Origin of the sequence: Pseudomonas sp. A-R-19, assembly GCF_019956575.1 — a bacterium.
Lineage (GTDB): Bacteria > Pseudomonadota > Gammaproteobacteria > Pseudomonadales > Pseudomonadaceae > Aquipseudomonas.
Window position 1 is genome coordinate 1 of sequence record NZ_JAHBDR010000089.1, and the last position, 16339, is coordinate 16339.

At 62.4% G+C, this 16339-nt stretch carries 15 protein-coding genes and 3 pseudogenes; 8 read left to right on the top strand and 10 right to left on the bottom strand.

The features are described 5' to 3' along the window. Positions 1 to 59: 59 nt before the first annotated feature. From KGA88_RS25075 to KGA88_RS25085, 3 genes are all read right to left on the bottom strand, one after another. Positions 60 to 1016 carry a zinc-binding alcohol dehydrogenase family protein gene (locus KGA88_RS25075; protein ID WP_223594938.1) on the bottom strand — a complete coding sequence of 319 codons (957 nt, stop codon included), beginning with the start codon at positions 1014 to 1016 and terminating at the stop codon, positions 60 to 62. Between the two features lie 28 nt (positions 1017 to 1044). Further along, complete coding sequence (locus KGA88_RS25080; protein WP_085726949.1) at positions 1045 to 1218, bottom strand: DUF1427 family protein; 174 nt, start codon at positions 1216 to 1218, stop codon at positions 1045 to 1047. Between the two features lie 105 nt (positions 1219 to 1323). Beyond that, positions 1324 to 2103 (bottom strand): AraC family transcriptional regulator, encoded by a 780-nt coding sequence (locus KGA88_RS25085; RefSeq protein ID WP_223594940.1) that lies wholly within the window; start codon positions 2101 to 2103, stop codon positions 1324 to 1326. Between the two features lie 147 nt (positions 2104 to 2250). On the opposite strand from KGA88_RS25085, the gene KGA88_RS25090 reads away from it, so the two are divergent. Continuing rightward, positions 2251 to 2478: a DUF6555 family protein gene (locus tag KGA88_RS25090; RefSeq protein ID WP_057714008.1), complete on the top strand. Its 228-nt coding sequence runs from the start codon at positions 2251 to 2253 to the stop codon at positions 2476 to 2478. A 33-nt stretch (positions 2479 to 2511) separates the two neighbouring features. After that, complete coding sequence (locus tag KGA88_RS25095) at positions 2512 to 2790, top strand: hypothetical protein (RefSeq protein ID WP_223594942.1); 279 nt, start codon at positions 2512 to 2514, stop codon at positions 2788 to 2790. A 23-nt stretch (positions 2791 to 2813) separates the two neighbouring features. Here the strand turns inward: KGA88_RS25095 and KGA88_RS25100 are convergent, their stop codons facing one another. The 4 genes and pseudogenes from KGA88_RS25100 to KGA88_RS25115 all read right to left on the bottom strand — a co-directional run bounded on the left by KGA88_RS25100 (position 2814) and on the right by KGA88_RS25115 (position 6525). Continuing rightward, the gene (locus tag KGA88_RS25100) at positions 2814 to 2978 is read right to left on the bottom strand and encodes a metallothionein (protein WP_103395323.1); all 165 of its coding nucleotides are present in this window, start codon (positions 2976 to 2978) and stop codon (positions 2814 to 2816) included. Positions 2979 to 3327: 349 nt separating this feature from the next. Next, positions 3328 to 4149 carry a methyl-accepting chemotaxis protein gene (locus KGA88_RS31845; RefSeq protein WP_411740869.1) on the bottom strand — a complete coding sequence of 274 codons (822 nt, stop codon included), beginning with the start codon at positions 4147 to 4149 and terminating at the stop codon, positions 3328 to 3330. Between the two features lie 36 nt (positions 4150 to 4185). After that, a pseudogene (locus tag KGA88_RS31850) lies at positions 4186 to 5010 on the bottom strand (cache domain-containing protein); the annotation flags it as partial. 198 nt (positions 5011 to 5208) lie between these two features. Beyond that, positions 5209 to 6525, bottom strand: a complete 1317-nt coding sequence (locus tag KGA88_RS25115) for a Na+/H+ antiporter family protein (RefSeq protein ID WP_223594946.1) — start codon at positions 6523 to 6525, stop codon at positions 5209 to 5211. A 587-nt stretch (positions 6526 to 7112) separates the two neighbouring features. On the opposite strand from KGA88_RS25115, the pseudogene KGA88_RS31855 reads away from it, so the two are divergent. The 3 genes and pseudogenes from KGA88_RS31855 to KGA88_RS25125 form a co-directional block, all read left to right on the top strand. Next, positions 7113 to 8183 (top strand): annotated as a pseudogene (locus KGA88_RS31855) (HAMP domain-containing protein); the annotation flags it as partial. Positions 8184 to 8450: 267 nt separating this feature from the next. After that, positions 8451 to 9041 (top strand): annotated as a pseudogene (locus tag KGA88_RS31860) (methyl-accepting chemotaxis protein); the annotation flags it as partial. Between the two features lie 290 nt (positions 9042 to 9331). Further along, positions 9332 to 11008 carry an MFS transporter gene (locus KGA88_RS25125; protein WP_110661881.1) on the top strand — a complete coding sequence of 559 codons (1677 nt, stop codon included), beginning with the start codon at positions 9332 to 9334 and terminating at the stop codon, positions 11006 to 11008. 36 nt (positions 11009 to 11044) lie between these two features. Here KGA88_RS25125 and KGA88_RS25130 read toward each other — a convergent pair whose 3' ends face one another. From KGA88_RS25130 to KGA88_RS25140, 3 genes are read right to left on the bottom strand one after another with little or no spacing between them, the layout of a single operon-like run. Then, on the bottom strand, positions 11045 to 12361 hold the full coding sequence (locus KGA88_RS25130) for a sensor histidine kinase (protein WP_223594950.1): 1317 nt from the start codon (positions 12359 to 12361) through the stop codon (positions 11045 to 11047). Then, complete coding sequence (locus tag KGA88_RS25135) at positions 12358 to 13026, bottom strand: response regulator transcription factor (RefSeq protein ID WP_110661879.1); 669 nt, start codon at positions 13024 to 13026, stop codon at positions 12358 to 12360. The genes KGA88_RS25130 and KGA88_RS25135 overlap by 4 nt, the downstream gene beginning before the upstream one ends. A 3-nt stretch (positions 13027 to 13029) precedes the next feature. Beyond that, positions 13030 to 13350 (bottom strand): PepSY domain-containing protein, encoded by a 321-nt coding sequence (locus KGA88_RS25140; RefSeq protein ID WP_110661878.1) that lies wholly within the window; start codon positions 13348 to 13350, stop codon positions 13030 to 13032. Between the two features lie 286 nt (positions 13351 to 13636). On the opposite strand from KGA88_RS25140, the gene KGA88_RS25145 reads away from it, so the two are divergent. The 3 genes from KGA88_RS25145 to KGA88_RS25155 all read left to right on the top strand — a co-directional run bounded on the left by KGA88_RS25145 (position 13637) and on the right by KGA88_RS25155 (position 16180). Further along, the gene (locus KGA88_RS25145; protein WP_223594952.1) at positions 13637 to 14716 is read left to right on the top strand and encodes a patatin-like phospholipase family protein; all 1080 of its coding nucleotides are present in this window, start codon (positions 13637 to 13639) and stop codon (positions 14714 to 14716) included. Between the two features lie 74 nt (positions 14717 to 14790). Further along, positions 14791 to 15147, top strand: coding sequence for a 6-carboxytetrahydropterin synthase QueD (gene queD / locus KGA88_RS25150; protein ID WP_003223505.1), 357 nt, complete (start codon positions 14791 to 14793; stop codon positions 15145 to 15147). A 202-nt stretch (positions 15148 to 15349) separates the two neighbouring features. Further along, positions 15350 to 16180 carry an alpha/beta fold hydrolase gene (locus tag KGA88_RS25155; RefSeq protein ID WP_223594954.1) on the top strand — a complete coding sequence of 277 codons (831 nt, stop codon included), beginning with the start codon at positions 15350 to 15352 and terminating at the stop codon, positions 16178 to 16180. Positions 16181 to 16339: the final 159 nt, after the last annotated feature.

Sequence of the window (16339 nt, forward strand, 5' to 3'; positions counted from 1 at the left end):
CATTTATAGTGACTGACACACCCTCTTCGCGAGCAAGCCCGCTCCCACAGGGGGATGGGTCATGGCAGCAGAATCACTTTGTCGCCGCTGCCCTGGTTCACTTCGGCGTAACGCTCCAGGCCTTCGGACAAGGGCGATTCGAACAAGCCCTGAGGCAACGGCAGCAGGTCCTGATCGAAGTACCGGCCAAACTGCTCGAGCATCGCCGCACACGCCTGCACCCCGTACAACAGCGAGTTGATCCCCACCACCGAGCCGCCCTTGCGATACAACGCCAGGGCCGGCAGTTGCACGTGACCGTCCACGGGTGCCGCGATGATCGCGATGCGGCCGAACGTGGCCAGGGCTGGCACCGAGGCCGGCAGCCAGAACCCGGTGGTGTCGAAGATCACGTCGGCACCGCCGGCATACACGGCGTTGACCTGCGCCCCGAGGTCTTCGGGTTTATCCAGTTGCAGGGTCTGGTAACCCTGGTCCTGCAAGTCCTTGACCTGCTCGGCACGCCGCGCGGCCGCCAGCACCCGGGCGCCGCGCACCTTGGCCAGGGCCAACGCGGCAGTGCCGACCGCCCCGCCACCGATGACCAGCAAACGGGTTTCGGCCGTCACCAGGCTGCGCTCCAGCGCATCCCACGCCGTGGTGTAGGGCACGCCGAGGCTGGCGGCCTGGGCGAAGCTCAGGTGCGTGGGTTTGAGCGCCACGCCATTGGCCGGCAGCTTGACGAACTGCGCGTGGGAACCGTCGGCGAAAAAGCCCAGTTCCCGCCCCGTACCCCAGACATCCTGGCCGATCAGCGCCTGCGGGCCGGCGACGACCACACCGGCAAAATCACGACCGGGAATGCGTGGCAAGGTTGTGTAGGGAAAGCGCCCCAGCACGTTCTTCACATCGCTGGGGTTGAGGCCCGCGGCCTTGATCTCGACCAACACTTCATCGGCGCCAGGAACAGGCGTTGGCACCTCGACGTAGCGCAAGGCCGAGAGATCACCGGTTTTATCGAATTGCAGAGCTTTCATGGGCGCATCCATCGAGTCAAAAAAGGGTTCAGGAGATCCAGCCAGCCACCAGCTCTCGCCCCATCGGCCAGAGCTTCTCGCCGGCGAGCATGCCGAGCAGGCCCACCAGCGCGATGGCCGGGGGTGCGGGGGAACGAAAGTCCAGGGCGCCGTAGAGCAGACCGACGCCCAGGCCGATGGCCAGTGACATGAGGAGGTTCATGGCAGACTCCAGGGCAATTGAGGTATGCGCTGAGTCTAGAGGGCGCCGCCTTTGAGCATCGGCCAAGTACTTCTGAATTTCGGCCAAAGCAGGGTGCCGGCGAATTCAGTCCTGGCGTTGCGCCGCGGGAAACTGCGAGGGGGCAATACCCAGTTCACGACGAAACATGTCACTGAAGCTGCTCGGCGAATAGCCCAGGTCCCGGGCAATCGCGCTGACCGGAACGCCCTGGATCAACTCGGCCACCGCCGTCGCCAGTTGCACCTGGCGCCGCCACTCGGCGAAACCCATGCCCAGACCGTCCTTGAACAGCCGCGCCAGGGTCCGCACGCTGGCACCAGCGGTTTGCGCGTGTTGTTCGAACGGAATATCCAGCGAGGGCGCGGACATGACCGCCTGACACAGGTTCATCAGCCGTCGGTCGGAATCGTCCGGCAGCGGGATTTTCAGCAGCGAACGCCTGGCCCGCTTGAGCTCCAGCAGCGCCAGGCCCACCAGCGCGTCGTAGTACTCGGGCGGCCCGTCGTTGCCCTGCTCCACCAGGCCGACGATCAGCTCGCGCAGCAAGCCGCCGACCTCGATCACCTGAACGCTGTCATCCAGGGTCTCGGCCAGGGACGGCCGCAGGTAGATGTTGCGCATTTGCAGGTCGGACACCACACGAATCCCGTGGGGCACGCCGGGCGGCAACCACACCGCCCGTTGCGGTGGCACCACCAGTGCTTCGTGCGGCGTCTCGACCCACATCACCCCGCTCATCGCATACAGCAACTGGCCCCAGACGTGCTCATGGGGCTCGATGTACAACCCGCGCGGATAGGTGCGAGCCAGCGGTTGCACCGGCACATCGGTGTCACTCAGGTCGGGCGGTACAGCGAGGGCCATGGTCTATGTTCATTGGGGGATCAGGGAAGCCACATGGTAACGAGGCACGGAACTTGTCGCCAGCAACCGCAGCCTTCCGACAATTCGAGTGAATTTTCCCGATGGCGCGCGATCCTTTTATGTACAACAGGGAGGAACCGGGGCTTTATGAACAGTGCAAAATTATTCGTCATCGAGTACACCCTCCATGGCGCGCCAAAGTCATTCATTATTCGACTGGAAAAAATGGATAACGCAGAAGCCTGGCATTGGGCGAGCTGTGACGCGGGGGTGGGGCGAATCCCCCGATTTGGACGCGAGAAGGTGCAAAAGACCAGCAAGCCGATGGCGGAAAAATTCGGCGTGGAAAACGTCAAGTGGCGGCCGGCGAACTAATCTCTGGCAACCATCAGGTTCGGGGGAAGGGAAATGAGTGCAACACCCGTCAGCAGCCCTGCGCAACTGGACTACGGTCTGGACACGTCGTCAGGCCGCATCACCACAAGCGTCGAGTGCCGGATCGGACTGGAACAGGTCGAAAATGACCCATTTTGCTTCGCCATACGCGTCCCCGCACCCCTGCCGGAACATCTGGAGCAAGCCAAGACCCTGGTGGTGCGGGTCGAAGGGCGGCGCTTGCAGGGCACCGTGCGCCACAGCGAACGCCTGGAGGATGACAGCCTCAGGCTGGAAGTGGAGCCGGACTAGGCTCCACTTTTCATTCGCGGTTGTCAGCCATGGGCGCACTTGCAGCCTTTATGGGTGCATTCCTCGCCGTGTTCATGGTGCTTGGCGCAGGCCTCACAGCAGTAATGCTTGCCGTGACGGGCAATCGGATGTTCACCGAGTTTGCAGGAACATTTCGGACAATCGCAGATACTTTCGCGGTCAATCATGGGTCTGACTCCTCTTGTATGGTCGCCAGTGCTCATATGCACACCGTAAGTGTAGGAGCTGCCGCAGGTTGCGATCTTTTGTGGCGAGGGAGCTTGCTCCCGCTTGAGTGCGTAGCGCTCACAGATTTTTGGGGCCGCTGCGCAGCCCGGCGCGAGCAAGCTCGCTCGCCACAAAAGCTGCTGCGTCGAACCCGACCCTGTGGCGAGGGGGGCTTGCCCCCGTTGGGTTGCGCAGCGACCCCAAAACCTGGCAACTGCGTTGTTCCTGACTTATGGCAATGACCGGGCTTGTGACTGCTGCGCAGTCAAACGGGGGCAATCCCCCTCGCCACAAAAGCCCGATATGACCTCAGATACGGAACTGCCCGACCAGGCTGCCCAGGCGCTGACCGAGGTCGGCCAGGCTACGGGAAGTCTGCGCGCCAAGCTGGGTTTCATCGGCCACGCTATCCACCGCCACGGCAATCTGATGCACGCTGCGGTTGATCTCTTCGGCCACGGCGGTCTGTTCTTCCGCGGCACTGGCGATCTGCGCGTTCATTGAATTGATGGTGGCGATCAATTGAGCCATGGTGTCCAGCGAAGCCCCCGCCTCGTTGGCCTGGGCCGAGGTGCCGTCACCAGCCTCGCTGGAACGACGCATCGCCTCCACCGCCGACTGGGTGCCGGCCTGCAGGCGGTCGATCATGCCCTGGATTTCCTGGGTGCTGATTTGCGTACGGCTGGCCAACGCCCGCACTTCATCGGCCACCACCGCAAAACCGCGCCCCGCCTCGCCAGCACGGGCCGCCTCAATGGCGGCGTTGAGCGCCAGCAGATTGGTCTGTTCGGCGATCGAGCGGATCACCCCGAGCACGCTGACAATCGACGAAACGTCTTTTTGCAGGCTGTCGAGGGACACACCGCTGCTGCGGATGTCGTCCACCAACGCATGGATCTTCTCGATGCTACCGGCCACCACACGCTTGGCGGCCTGCCCTTCTTCGTCAGTCTGCTGGGCTGCCACCGCAGCGCTCTGCGCGCTCTTTGCGACTTCCTGGGCGGCGGCCGACATTTCGTTGATCGCCGTGGCCACCTGATCGGTTTCGTGGCGCTGGCGTTCCATGGCCTGGTCCGAGCGATTGGCCTGGTCGGACACCTGATTCACCAGCCCGGTCAGTTGCGAAGTCATTTCGGTGATCTGCCGTACCAGGCCGTGGATCTTGTCGACGAAACGGTTGAACGAGCCGGCCAGTTCGCCGAGTTCGTCCTGGCTGGTGATGGTCAGGCGACGGGTCAGGTCGCCCTCGCCCGCGGCGATGTCGTCGAGGTTGGCTTTCATCAAATGCAGCGGACGCAGAATGGTGTTGGCCAACAGCATCCCGGCAGCGGCGATCACAAGCAACACCACGAGCGCCACACCGACGATGCTCAGCACCATGCCTTGCATGCGCTCCTGGACCTTGGCTTCGACCACCGCCACTTGTGCTTCGATTCCGTCGAGATTGACCGAGGTGCCGACCGCCATGTCCCACTTCGGCAGGTATTCGGTGTAGCCGAGCTTGGGCACCAACACCTGGGTGTTGCCGGGCAAGGGCGAGCTGTATTGCAGGTAGTGCGTACCGTCCTTCGCCACCTTCACCAGGTCGCGGTTGACGTAGACACCATTCGGGTCGCGGTTGTCCTTGAAGCTCTGGCCCACGCCTTCGGGGCTGTTGGCCTTGAACAGGCGCACGGTGTTGGAGTCGTAGCCGAAGAAGTAACCGTCCTTGCCATAGGTGATGCTCGACAGCAGCTTGATCACCTGGGCCCGTGCCGCCTCATCGCCGGGGGCCGCCGCGTCGTAGAGCGGTTTGATCGTGGTCATGGCCACGGCCACGTAGCTTTGCAAGGTCGCCTTGGCATCGCTGAGCAGGCGCTCGCGGGTCTGCTCGACTTCCTTGCGCGCCTGATCCTGAAGAATGAACAGCGTGGTCAGGCTGATGACCAGCGCAAACAGCAACACCGGGAGGACGGCAAGGGACAGGACTTTGGCCTTGAGGCTCATGCGCATGACGTTCACTCTTTTGATTTTGTTGGCGTGGTTAAACGCTTTAACGGCACGCCGGGTCAAAAGTTGAACGCGGTCATCAGGTCCGCAGAAGATCCCCTGTGGGAGCGGGCTTGCTCGCGAAGAGGGCGTGTCAGTCACTATATAGGTTGTCTGACACACCGCATTCGCGAGCAAGCCCGCTCCCACGGGGGTTCCGGGTTACAGGACCATCGCGGCCACCCAGCCGAACGCCAGCAGCGGCAGGTTGTAGTGCAGGAAGGTCGGGACCACGGTGTCCCAGATGTGATGGTGCTGGCCGTCGATGTTCAGGCCGGAGGTCGGGCCGAGGGTCGAGTCCGAAGCCGGCGAGCCGGCGTCGCCCAGGGCACCGGCCGTACCGACGATGCACACGATGGCAATCGGGCTGAAGCCCAGTTGCACGCTCAGCGGCACGAAGATCGCCGCCAGGATCGGCACGGTGGAGAACGAAGAACCGATGCCCATGGTCACCAGCAACCCCACCAGCAACATCAGCAAGGCGCCGATGCCCTTGCTGTGATCGATGTACGCCGCCGACGACTCGACCAGCGTCTGCACCTCACCGGTGGCCTTCATCACTTCGGCAAACCCCGAGGCCGCGATCATGATGAAGCCGATCATCGCCATCATTTTCATGCCTTCGGTGAACAGGTCATCGGTGTCACGCCACTTGACGATGCCCGACACCGAGAAAATCAGGAAGCCGGCCAGTGCACCGATAATCATCGAATCGAGCAGCAACTGAATGATGAACGCCGCCGCGATGGCCACACCGGCCACCATCAGGCTTAGCGGGTTGTATTGCACCGCCACTTGCTCGACCTGTTCGATCTTCGCCAGGTCGTAGACACGCTTCTTGCGATAGCTGACAAACGCGATCAGCAGGCCCGCCACCATGCCCAGGGCCGGAATGCCCATGGCGTGGGTCACATTGATGCCGCTGATGTCCACCCCGCTGCGGGCGACGTTGGCCAGCAGGATCTCGTTGAGGAAGATGTTGCCGAAGCCCACCGGCAGGAACATGTAGGGCGTGATCAGGCCGAAGGTCATGACACAGGCGATCAGGCGACGGTCCAGTTGCAGCTTGGTCAGCACATAAAGCAGCGGCGGCACCAGCAACGGAATGAACGCGATATGGATCGGCAGGATGTTCTGCGAGGCGATGGCCACGACCCACAGCAGGCCAATCAGCAGCCATTTGACCTGGCTTCCGCCGTTGGCGTGCTGGCGATCGACCATCGCCAGGGCTTTGTCGGCCAGCGCATGGGCCATGCCGGACTTGGCAATGGCCACGGCGAAAGCGCCGAGCAAGGCGTAGGACAACGCCACCGTCGCCCCGCCACCGAGGCCGCTGTTGAAAGCCTTGAGCGTCGCCTCGATGCCCAGGCCGCCGGTCAAACCACCGACCAGCGCACCGACGATCAGGGCGATCACCACATGCACGCGGGACAGGCTGAGCACCAGCATGATGCCGACCGCGGCAATTACTGCATTCATTGTCATACCTCTGGACAAGCGAAAAGAGTCCGGCCGGCAGTCTGCGAGAGCCGCCAGCGGATAAAAGGAATGGGTCTTATTAGAGGGCGCGCACTTTGCCGCAGAGTGGGCGCGGTGTCAAAGCTCGTGGGCAATGGGGATATGTATCTGCATGTGATGACCTGTGGCGAGGGGGCTTGCCCCCGTTCCGCTGCGTAGCAGTCGCGATCCAGACAACGCGGTATGACCGGACAAAATAGGGGGCCGCTTCGCGACCCAACGGGGGCAAGCCCCCTCGCCACAAAAGCTTTGGCTGATGACATAAAGAAAACCCGATCGCGGCCGTTACAGGGCAAAGTCTCAGATATTTATCGAATAAGGACGTCTCCATGTCGCTCAGACAACTTTCCATCCAATGGAAAATCACCCTGCTGGCCGGGCTGTGCCTGGCGGGCATCGTGACCCTGCTGGTGGGTCTTTCGCTGTATCGCATGGAGCACAGTTCCGCGCTGGTGAAAGCCTCGAGCATGGAGATGCTGACCGAAGCCGCCCAGGCGCGGATCGAGTCCCAGGGCGAAAACCAGGCGCTGGGCATTCGCCAGCAGTTCATGGACGCCTATCAGTACGGCCACGGATTCTCGCGGCAGGTGCTGTTTCTGCGTGACCAGGCCGAAAAGCGCTTTCTCGATGCCTTCGACCTGCGCGAAGACCTGACCCGCCAGGTCAAGTCGGCCCTGCAGGCCAACCCGGAGCTGCTCGGCCTGTCCCTGGTGTTCGAGCCCAACGGGCTGGACGGCAAGGATGAGCTGTTCGCCGGCCAGGGCGAACTGGGCAGCAACGATAAAGGCCGTTTCGCCCTCTACTGGTCGCAGCCGACGCCGGGCAAGGTGACCTCGATGGCGCTGCCGGAAAAGGACATGGCCGACACCAGCACCGGCCCCAGCGGCGAAGCCGCCAACGCCTGGTTCACCTGCCCGCGCACCACGCTCAAGCCCTGCGTGATCGAACCCTACTTCTATGAGATCGATGGCCAGAACGTGCTGATGACCAGCATCGTTTTCCCGCTGATGGTCAACGGCAAGGTCATCGCCTCGCTGTCGGTGGACATCAACCTCAACAGCCTGCAAGCAGTCAGTCTGGGCGCCAGCAAGAAGCTCTACGACGGCCAGACCAGTGTCAGCATCATCAGCCCGGCCGGTCTCCTCGCCGGCTACAGTCCTGACGCCAGCAAACTCAGCCAGCACCTGGACGCCGTGGACAAGACCAACGGTGCCGAACTGCTGCGCATGCTCGGCGCCAGCAGCAAAACCGCCAGCCTGCACAGCAATCAGCAACTGAAAGTGTTGGCACCCTTCCAGCCAATTCCCGGCGGTAAATCCTGGGGCGTGCTGCTCGACGTGCCGGAGAAAGTCCTGGTCGGCCCCGCCGAAGCCCTGAAAAAGCAACTTGATGACAGCAACACCGCCGGCACGCTGGTCGAACTCGGCCTGGGGGTACTCGCCGCGCTGCTCGGCCTGGTGCTGGTGTGGCTGATGGCCCGCAGCGTGACCAAACCGATTCTCGGCGTGGCGCAGATGCTCGAAGACATCGCCAGCGGCGAAGGTGACCTGACCCGCCGCCTGGCCTACGACAAGAAGGACGAACTGGGCCAACTGGCTGGCTGGTTCAACCGTTTCCTCGACAAACTGCAACCGATCATTGCCGAAGTGAAACGCTCAGTGCAGGACGCCCGCAGCACCGCTGACCAGTCCTCCGCCATCGCCACCCAGACCAGCGCCGGCATGGAGCAGCAATACCGCCAGGTGGATCAGGTCGCCACCGCCTCCCACGAGATGAGCGCCACAGCCCAAGACGTCGCCCGCAGCGCCGCGCAAGCGGCCCATGCCGCACGGGACGCCGATCAGGCGACCCGTCAGGGCCTGACCGTGATCGACCGCACCACCACCAGCATCGGCAACCTCGCCGCCGACATGAGCGCCGCCATGGTTCAGGTCGAAGGCCTGGCAGCCAACAGCGAGAAAATCGGCACGGTACTGGAAGTGATCCGCGCGATCGCCGAGCAAACCAACCTGCTGGCCCTCAACGCCGCGATCGAAGCAGCCCGTGCCGGTGAGGCCGGGCGCGGTTTTGCCGTGGTCGCCGATGAAGTGCGCAACCTGGCGCGGCGCACCCAGGAGTCCGTGGAAGAAACCCGCCTGGTGATCGAGCAACTGCAAAACGGTACCCAGGAGGTGGTGGGTTCGATGAACAACAGCCATCGTCAGGCCCAGGGCAGTGTCGAGCAGGTTGGCCAGGCCGTGACGGCGCTGCGCCAGATCGGCGACGCGGTGACCGTGATCAACGACATGAACATGCAGATCGCCAGTGCCGCCGAAGAGCAAAGCGCGGTGGCCGAGGAGATCAACAACAACGTGGCGACCATTCGCGACGTGACTGAGTCGCTGTCGGGCCAGGCCAATGAATCGGCGCGGGTCAGCCAGTCGCTCAACAGCCTGGCGAACCAGCAGCAGAACTTGATGGATCAGTTCCGCGTTTAAATCCGCAACTGCACTGTAGGAGCGAGCCTGCTCGCGAAAAACCCGAGGACACCGCGGGGAATCAGATTCCCCGCGTCATCGTTGACGATTTTCGCGAGCGAGCTCGCTCCTACAGTGATGGCGAGTGGATATCTAGCAGAACCTGATTATGCTTCAGAGAACCTGGCAACAATCCGGGACGTCAACTTCAAAGCAAGCTTTGCGTAATCCGACGACATCAGCCCCAGGGCCAGGGTGCGGCAACATTTGAGAGGTGCTCCGGCCTACAACAGTAACAACGGAGAACACTCATGGCGGCCATCGACAACACCACCACGGGCAGCGCGCCCAACCACGGGATCACCCGGGAGGAGCGCAAGGTCATTTTCGCGTCGTCCCTGGGCACCGTGTTCGAATGGTATGACTTCTACCTGTACGGCTCCCTCGCGGCGATCATCGCCAAGCACTTCTTCGCCGGCGTCAACGAAACGACCTCTTTCATCTTCGCCCTGCTCGCCTTCGCCGCCGGCTTCGCCGTTCGGCCCTTCGGCGCCATCGTGTTCGGCCGGTTGGGTGACATGATCGGACGCAAACACACCTTTCTCATCACCATCGTGATCATGGGCGTCTCCACGGCGGTGGTGGGCTTGCTGCCGGGCTACGCAAGCATCGGCGTAGCCGCGCCGGTCATCCTGATCAGCCTGCGCCTGCTGCAAGGCCTGGCCTTGGGCGGCGAATACGGCGGAGCGGCGACCTACGTGGCCGAACATGCCCCCAAGGGCAAACGCGGCTTCTTCACGTCGTGGATTCAGACGACTGCGACCCTCGGCCTGTTTCTCTCGCTGCTGGTGATCCTCGCCTGTCGCACCATCCTTGGCACCGAAGCGTTCGAGGCCTGGGGCTGGCGGATTCCGTTCCTGCTGTCGATCCTGCTGCTGATCGTCTCGGTGTACATCCGCCTGCAACTGAGCGAATCACCGGTATTCTTGAAAATGAAGGCCGAAGGCAAGGCGTCCAAGGCACCGCTGACCGAATCCTTCGCCCGCTGGGACAATCTCAAGATCGTGATCATGGCCCTGCTCGGCGGCACCGCCGGCCAGGCCGTGGTCTGGTACACCGGGCAGTTCTATGCGCTGTTCTTCCTGTTGCAGACGCTGAAGATCGACCCGCAGACCGCCAACCTGCTGATTGCCGGCTCGCTGCTGATCGGTACACCGTTCTTCGTCATTTTCGGCAGCCTGTCCGACCGCATCGGGCGCAAGGGCATCATCATGGCCGGCTGCATTCTGGCGGCCGCGACCTATTTCCCGATCTTCCATGCGTTGACCCAGTACGGTAACCCCGACGTGTTCATTGCGCAGGAGAAGAACCCGGTCACGGTGGTCGCCAATGCCGACCAGTGCTCGTTCCAGTTCGACCCGGTGGGCAAGGCCAAATTCACCAGTTCCTGTGACCTGGCCAAGACCGTGTTGGCGAAACGGGCCATCCCCTACAAGAACGTCAACGCCGAGCCTGGCGCTGTTGCGCAGGTGCGCATTGGCGAGAAGGTGATCGAGAGCTTCGAAGGCACCGGCATGCCGGCCGCCGACTTCAAGGCCAAAAACGACGCCTTTACCGCCACCCTCGCCACCGCCCTCAAGGACGCCGGTTACCCCGAGAAGGCCGACCCGGCCAAGACCAACTACCCGATGGTGCTGCTGCTCCTGACCATCCTGGTGATCTACGTGACCATGGTCTACGGGCCGATCGCCGCCTGGTTGGTGGAACTGTTCCCGGCGCGTATTCGCTACACCTCGATGTCGCTGCCCTACCACATCGGCAATGGCTGGTTCGGTGGTTTCCTGCCGACGGTGGCGTTCGCCATGGTGGCGGCCACGGGGGATATCTACTACGGGCTGTGGTACCCGATTGTCATTGCGGTGATGACGGCTGTGCTGGGCATTTTCTTCATGCCGGAAACCAAGGATCGGGAGATTCATCACACCTGAGGCGCAGAGGCTCTATGTGGGGTTCCCGGCGGGGCCTCAGGTGTGTTTGGGCAATTCGATGACGACCTTCAGCCCGCCCCACTCGCTTTCCAGCAACGACAGTTTGCCGCCCCAGCTATCGACGATATCGCGCACGATACCCAGCCCCAGGCCATGCCCCTCTGTTTGTTCATCCAGCCGCGTTCCCCGACTGAACACCTGATCGCGACGCTCTGCGGGAATGCCCGGGCCGTCATCTTCGACACTGAGTTCAAACCCGCCCGCCGTTTCGACCACACTCACGCGAACCTCGGCATCCGCCCATTTGCAGGCGTTGTCCAGCAGGTTGCCCAACAGTTCCAGCAGGTCCTCACGGTCCCAGGGCAATTGCAGGCCGGTCGGAGCGCGGTAGCTCAGCGCCAGGTGTTCGCCATGGATCATGTTCAGGGTGGCCAGCAACCCGGGGAGTTCGGCGGCGCAATCGAACAGCGCACCGGGCAACGCATCACCAGACAACCGTGCGCGGTTGAGTTCGCGATTGAGTCGCTGCTGGACTTGCTCCAGTTGCTCTTTGAGGACTTTGCGCAGTTTCGGGTGCGCGTCCAGTTGCTCGCTTGAAGCCAGGCTCAACAGCACCGCCAGCGGCGTTTTCAAGGCGTGGCCGAGGTTGCCCAGGGCATTGCGTGAGCGCTTGAGGCTGTCTTCGGTGTGGGCCAGCAAATGGTTGATCTGCGCCACCAGTGGCTCCAGTTCCACCGGCACCTGGTCATCGAGTTGCGAGCGCTGGCCCTGTTGCAACTGTGCGATCTGCTCGCGCGCCTGTTCCAGCGGGCGCAAGGCACGGCGCACGGTGATCCGTTGCAGCAACAGAATCAGCAGCAGCCCTGCCAATCCCAGGCCCAAGCCGATCTGTTGCATACGCCGGAAGCTTTCGCGTATTGGCGTGTAATCCTCGGCGACGCTGATGGAAATCGGCAGTCCCAACCGTCGATAGTCCGTACGCAATACCAGCAACTGTTGCCCTTCCGGCCCCAGTTGCAGGTTGTCGTGCAGGCCGGGTTGATCGAGCGCCGGCAGTTCCTGATCCCATAACGAACGGGAACGCCAATGGCCGTCGGCGAAATCGATGCGGAAATAATGCCCGGAAAACGGCCGCTGATAGGCTGGCGACAGACGTCGTTCATCCAGTTGCAAGCCCTGCGGCCCGCGCACCAGTGCCGCCAGCAGGTTCTCGCTGTCATTGCGCAACCCGGCTTCGAGGTAGCGCTGCAAACCCATTTCGAACAGCCACAGGCTGGTTTGCGCCAGCACCAGGCCAACGACCACCATCACACTGATCAGGCCCAGGCTCAAGCGACGCTGGATCGATCTCACCGGGCTTGTCCGCCGAACAGGTAGCCCTGGCCGCGACGGGTTTCAATCACACTTTTGCCGAGCTTGCGGCGCAAATGGTTGACGTGGACCTCCAGCACGTTGGAATCGCGCTCGGTTTCACCGTCGTAGAGGTGTTCGGCGAGATGGCTTTTGGAGAGGATCTGCTCGGGGTGCAGCATGAAATACCGCAACAGGCGAAACTCCGCGGCGGTCAACTGAATGTCCGCGCCCTCGCGGACAACGCACTGGCGCCCTTCGTCCAGATGCAATCCGGCGGCCTGGAGTGTCGGCTGGTTGACCTGGCCATGGGAGCGGCGCAACAACGCCTGGATGCGCAAGAACAGCTCTTCGGGATGAAAGGGTTTGGTCAGGTAATCGTCGGCGCCGGCCTTGAGGCCTTCGATGCGCTCGGCCCAGGAACCACGGGCCGTCAGGATCAACACCGGCGTGGCCAGCCCCGCCGCGCGCCATTGCGCCAGCACCTCAAGCCCCGGCACACCCGGCAAGCCGAGGTCGAGGATGATCAGGTCGTAAGGTTCGGTACTGCCCTGATGCAGCGCATCGCGACCATCGGCCAGCCAGTCCACCGCATAACCCTGGCGGTTGAGGCCGGCCAACAGTTCGTCGGCCAGGGGCACATGGTCTTCCACCAGAAGCAAACGCATGGATCAGTCTTCCTTGTCTTTCAATATTCGGCCGTCAGTCGCATCGATGTGCAGCTCACGGACCACGCCTTCGGGGGTCAGCAATTCGACATCATAAAGGTAGATGTTGTGCTTCTCTTCGAGTTCGGCTTCCAGCAGTTTTGCGCCGGGGTAGCGATCCATCGCTTGCTGCAACAGTTGCTCCAGCGGCAGGATCACCCCCTGTTGACGCAGGCGCAGGGCTTCATCCTGATCCAGGTCGCGGGCCATCACTGCCGAGCAAAATGCCAGAAGCAGCAGCGCCATCCCGCGTGCGACACATCGATTGAGTAGAAACACCTTCATTACCGATCCTGATGATCCTTGAGTCACTGCCCGATGACCGGGTCTAATTCCAGAGCGAAAACCACAATGGTATCAGCGTTGCGTCGGGGGGCCAGGCGAGCCACCTTAACCCGCTGAACTTAATTGAAACTGAATTGCCATCATTGCTGACACCTCAACCCCCTGTGGGAGCGGGCTTGCTCGCGAAGAGGCCGTGTCAGTCGCCATCAATGTTGACGGTCACACCGCTTTCGCGAGCAAGCCCGCTCCCACATAATCTGCCCGCTGAACAGACTTCGAGACTTTAATGACCGCCATCCACATCAAGTTCCCCTCCCTGACCCTCAAGGCCGGTCCACGCGCCTTTGCGCGCATCCGGGACAACGGCTTGAACGCCGCCGAGGTCGGCACCCTGCCTGGCGCGGCCGGTGGTCCGAAGGCGCTGGGGATTCAGGGTCTGGACCTGGCGCTGTTCGGCGAGTGGCTGCCAGCCGCACCGCGGGAGCGCTCGCTGATTGGTGCATCGGTAGGTTCCTGGCGCTTCGCCAGCGCCTGCCTGCCGGACGCCGCCGAGGGCATCCGGCGTCTCGGGCAGCTGTACACCGAGCAGAATTTCGCCAAGGGCGTGACCATGGCGCAGATCAGCCAGAGCTCCCGGCGCATGCTCGATGACCTGCTCGACGGTCGCGATGCCTCGATCCTGGCCAACAGCGATTACCGCCTGAACATCATGGTGGTCAAAAGCCACGGCCTGCTCGCCGACGATCATCGCGGACGTCTTGGGTTGGGCCTGTCCTCGGTCATCGCCGACAACCTGCGCGGCCGGGCGCGGCTGGCCCGGCACTTCGAACGCCTGATCATCCACGACCCGCGCCTGGCCCCGCCGGTCGATGCCTTGACCGACTTCCCGTCGCGCTTCGTCGCCCTCGATGCCGGCAATCTGCGCCAGGCCCTGCTGGCTTCGGGCTCGATCCCGATGGTGATGCAAGGCGTGCGCGACCTGCCGGGCGCCGGCGCCGGCAGCTTTCGCGACGGCGGACTGCTGGATTACCACCTGGACCTGCCTTACAGCGGCAACGACATCGTGCTTTACCCGCATTTCACCGACCGGGTGATTCCCGGCTGGTTCGACAAGACCCTGCCGTGGCGCCGCGCCTGCCCGACACGCCTGCAAAACGTGCTGCTGCTGGCGCCGTCGAAGGAATACCTGGCGCGCCTGCCCTACGGCAAACTGCCGGACCGCAACGACTTCAAGCGCTTCATGGGCGAAGCCCCGAGCCGGCAGAAATACTGGCGCACGACCATGGAAGAAAGCCGCCGCATGGGCGACGAATTCCTCGAACTGGCCGCCAACGGTCGCCTCGGCGAGCACTTGCTGACCCTTTAGTCAGGACAAACTGGTAAACTCGCCGCCTGCCCGAATCGCTGCGGCGAACGCCACCTGAACAGAGCTGAAAAACTGTGGAAATCTTCAAGGAATTTACTTTCGAATCCGCCCACCGCCTGCCCCACGTCCCGGACGGCCACAAGTGCGGGCGCCTGCACGGTCACTCGTTCAAAGTGGCAATCCACCTGAGCGGCGACCTCGACCCGCACACCGGCTGGATCCGCGACTTCTCGGAAATCAAGGCAATCTTCAAGCCGCTGTACGAGCGCCTGGACCACAACTACCTGAACGACATTCCCGGCCTGGAAAACCCGACCAGTGAAGTGTTGGCCAAGTTTATCTGGAATGAGATGAAGCCCCTGCTGCCGGAGCTCAGTGCGATCCGCATCCACGAGACGTGCACCAGCGGTTGCATCTATCGCGGCGAATAAAGACACCGCCCCCTTGTAGGAGCGAGCTTGCTCGCGATGGACGCCAGAGCACCGCTGGCTGCCAGATACCACGCGTAATCGTTGACGTTCTTCGCGAGCAAGCTCGCTCCTACAGTTGGTCAGAGAAATAAAGAACAGCCTTCATCGGCTGTTTTTTTATGCCTATGCTTTTCCCCTATCCCCCCGCCAAGAGGACAGGTCCATGACTGACTGGCCGCTGGATCAGGTTTTTGCCTTCAATGGACATCAGGTGCGCTATGCCATACACGGCGACGGCCCGCCGCTGGTGTTCGTGCATGGCACACCCTTTTCTTCTTACGTGTGGCACCGGATCGCGCCGTATTTCACGGCGACTCACCGCGTCTACTACTTCGATCTGCTGGGTTATGGGCAGTCGGCACAACCCGACGCCGATGTCTCGCTCGGTGTGCAAAACCAGTTGTTGGCACAACTGCTGGAGCATTGGCGCCTGGATCGCCCCGACGTGGTGGCCCACGACTTCGGCGGCGCCACTGCCCTGCGCACGCATCTGCTCAATGGCAAGGATTACCGCAGCCTGACGCTGATCGACCCGGTAGCGCTGACGCCCTGGGGTTCACCGTTCGTGCAGCATGTGCGTCAGCATGAAGCGGCGTTCAGCGGACTGCCCGATTACATTCAGCGAGCCATCGTACCGACCTATATTCGCGGGGCGATCAAGCGCGAAATCCCCGACGCCGAACTCGCCCCCTACGTTCTGCCGTGGCTGGGCGATCCCGGGCAAGCGGGGTTCTATCGGCAGATCGCGCAGATGGACGAGCGTTATACCCGCGAGGCCGAACGTTTGTATCCGGCGATTCGCTGCCCGGTGCAGATTCTCTGGGGTGAAGACGATCAGTGGATTCCCGTCGAACGCGGACGGGCCTTGCAGCAGATGATTCCCGGCGCGCAGTTTCATCCGATTGCCAGCGCCGGTCATCTGGTCCAGGAAGATGCGCCCGAAGCGGTCGTTGCCGCTCTGCTGCGTTTTTTGCCCCTCCAACTATCTACCTGAACAAACCCAACCCCCTGTGGGAGCGGGCTTGCTCGCGAAAGCGCCAGCACATCCGGCATCTATGTAGCTGACACACCGTCTTCGCGAGCAAGCCCGCTCCCACATTTTGAACTGGCGGGGACCGCCGCCACCGAGCTAACGTAAGGAGATTGCCTAAAC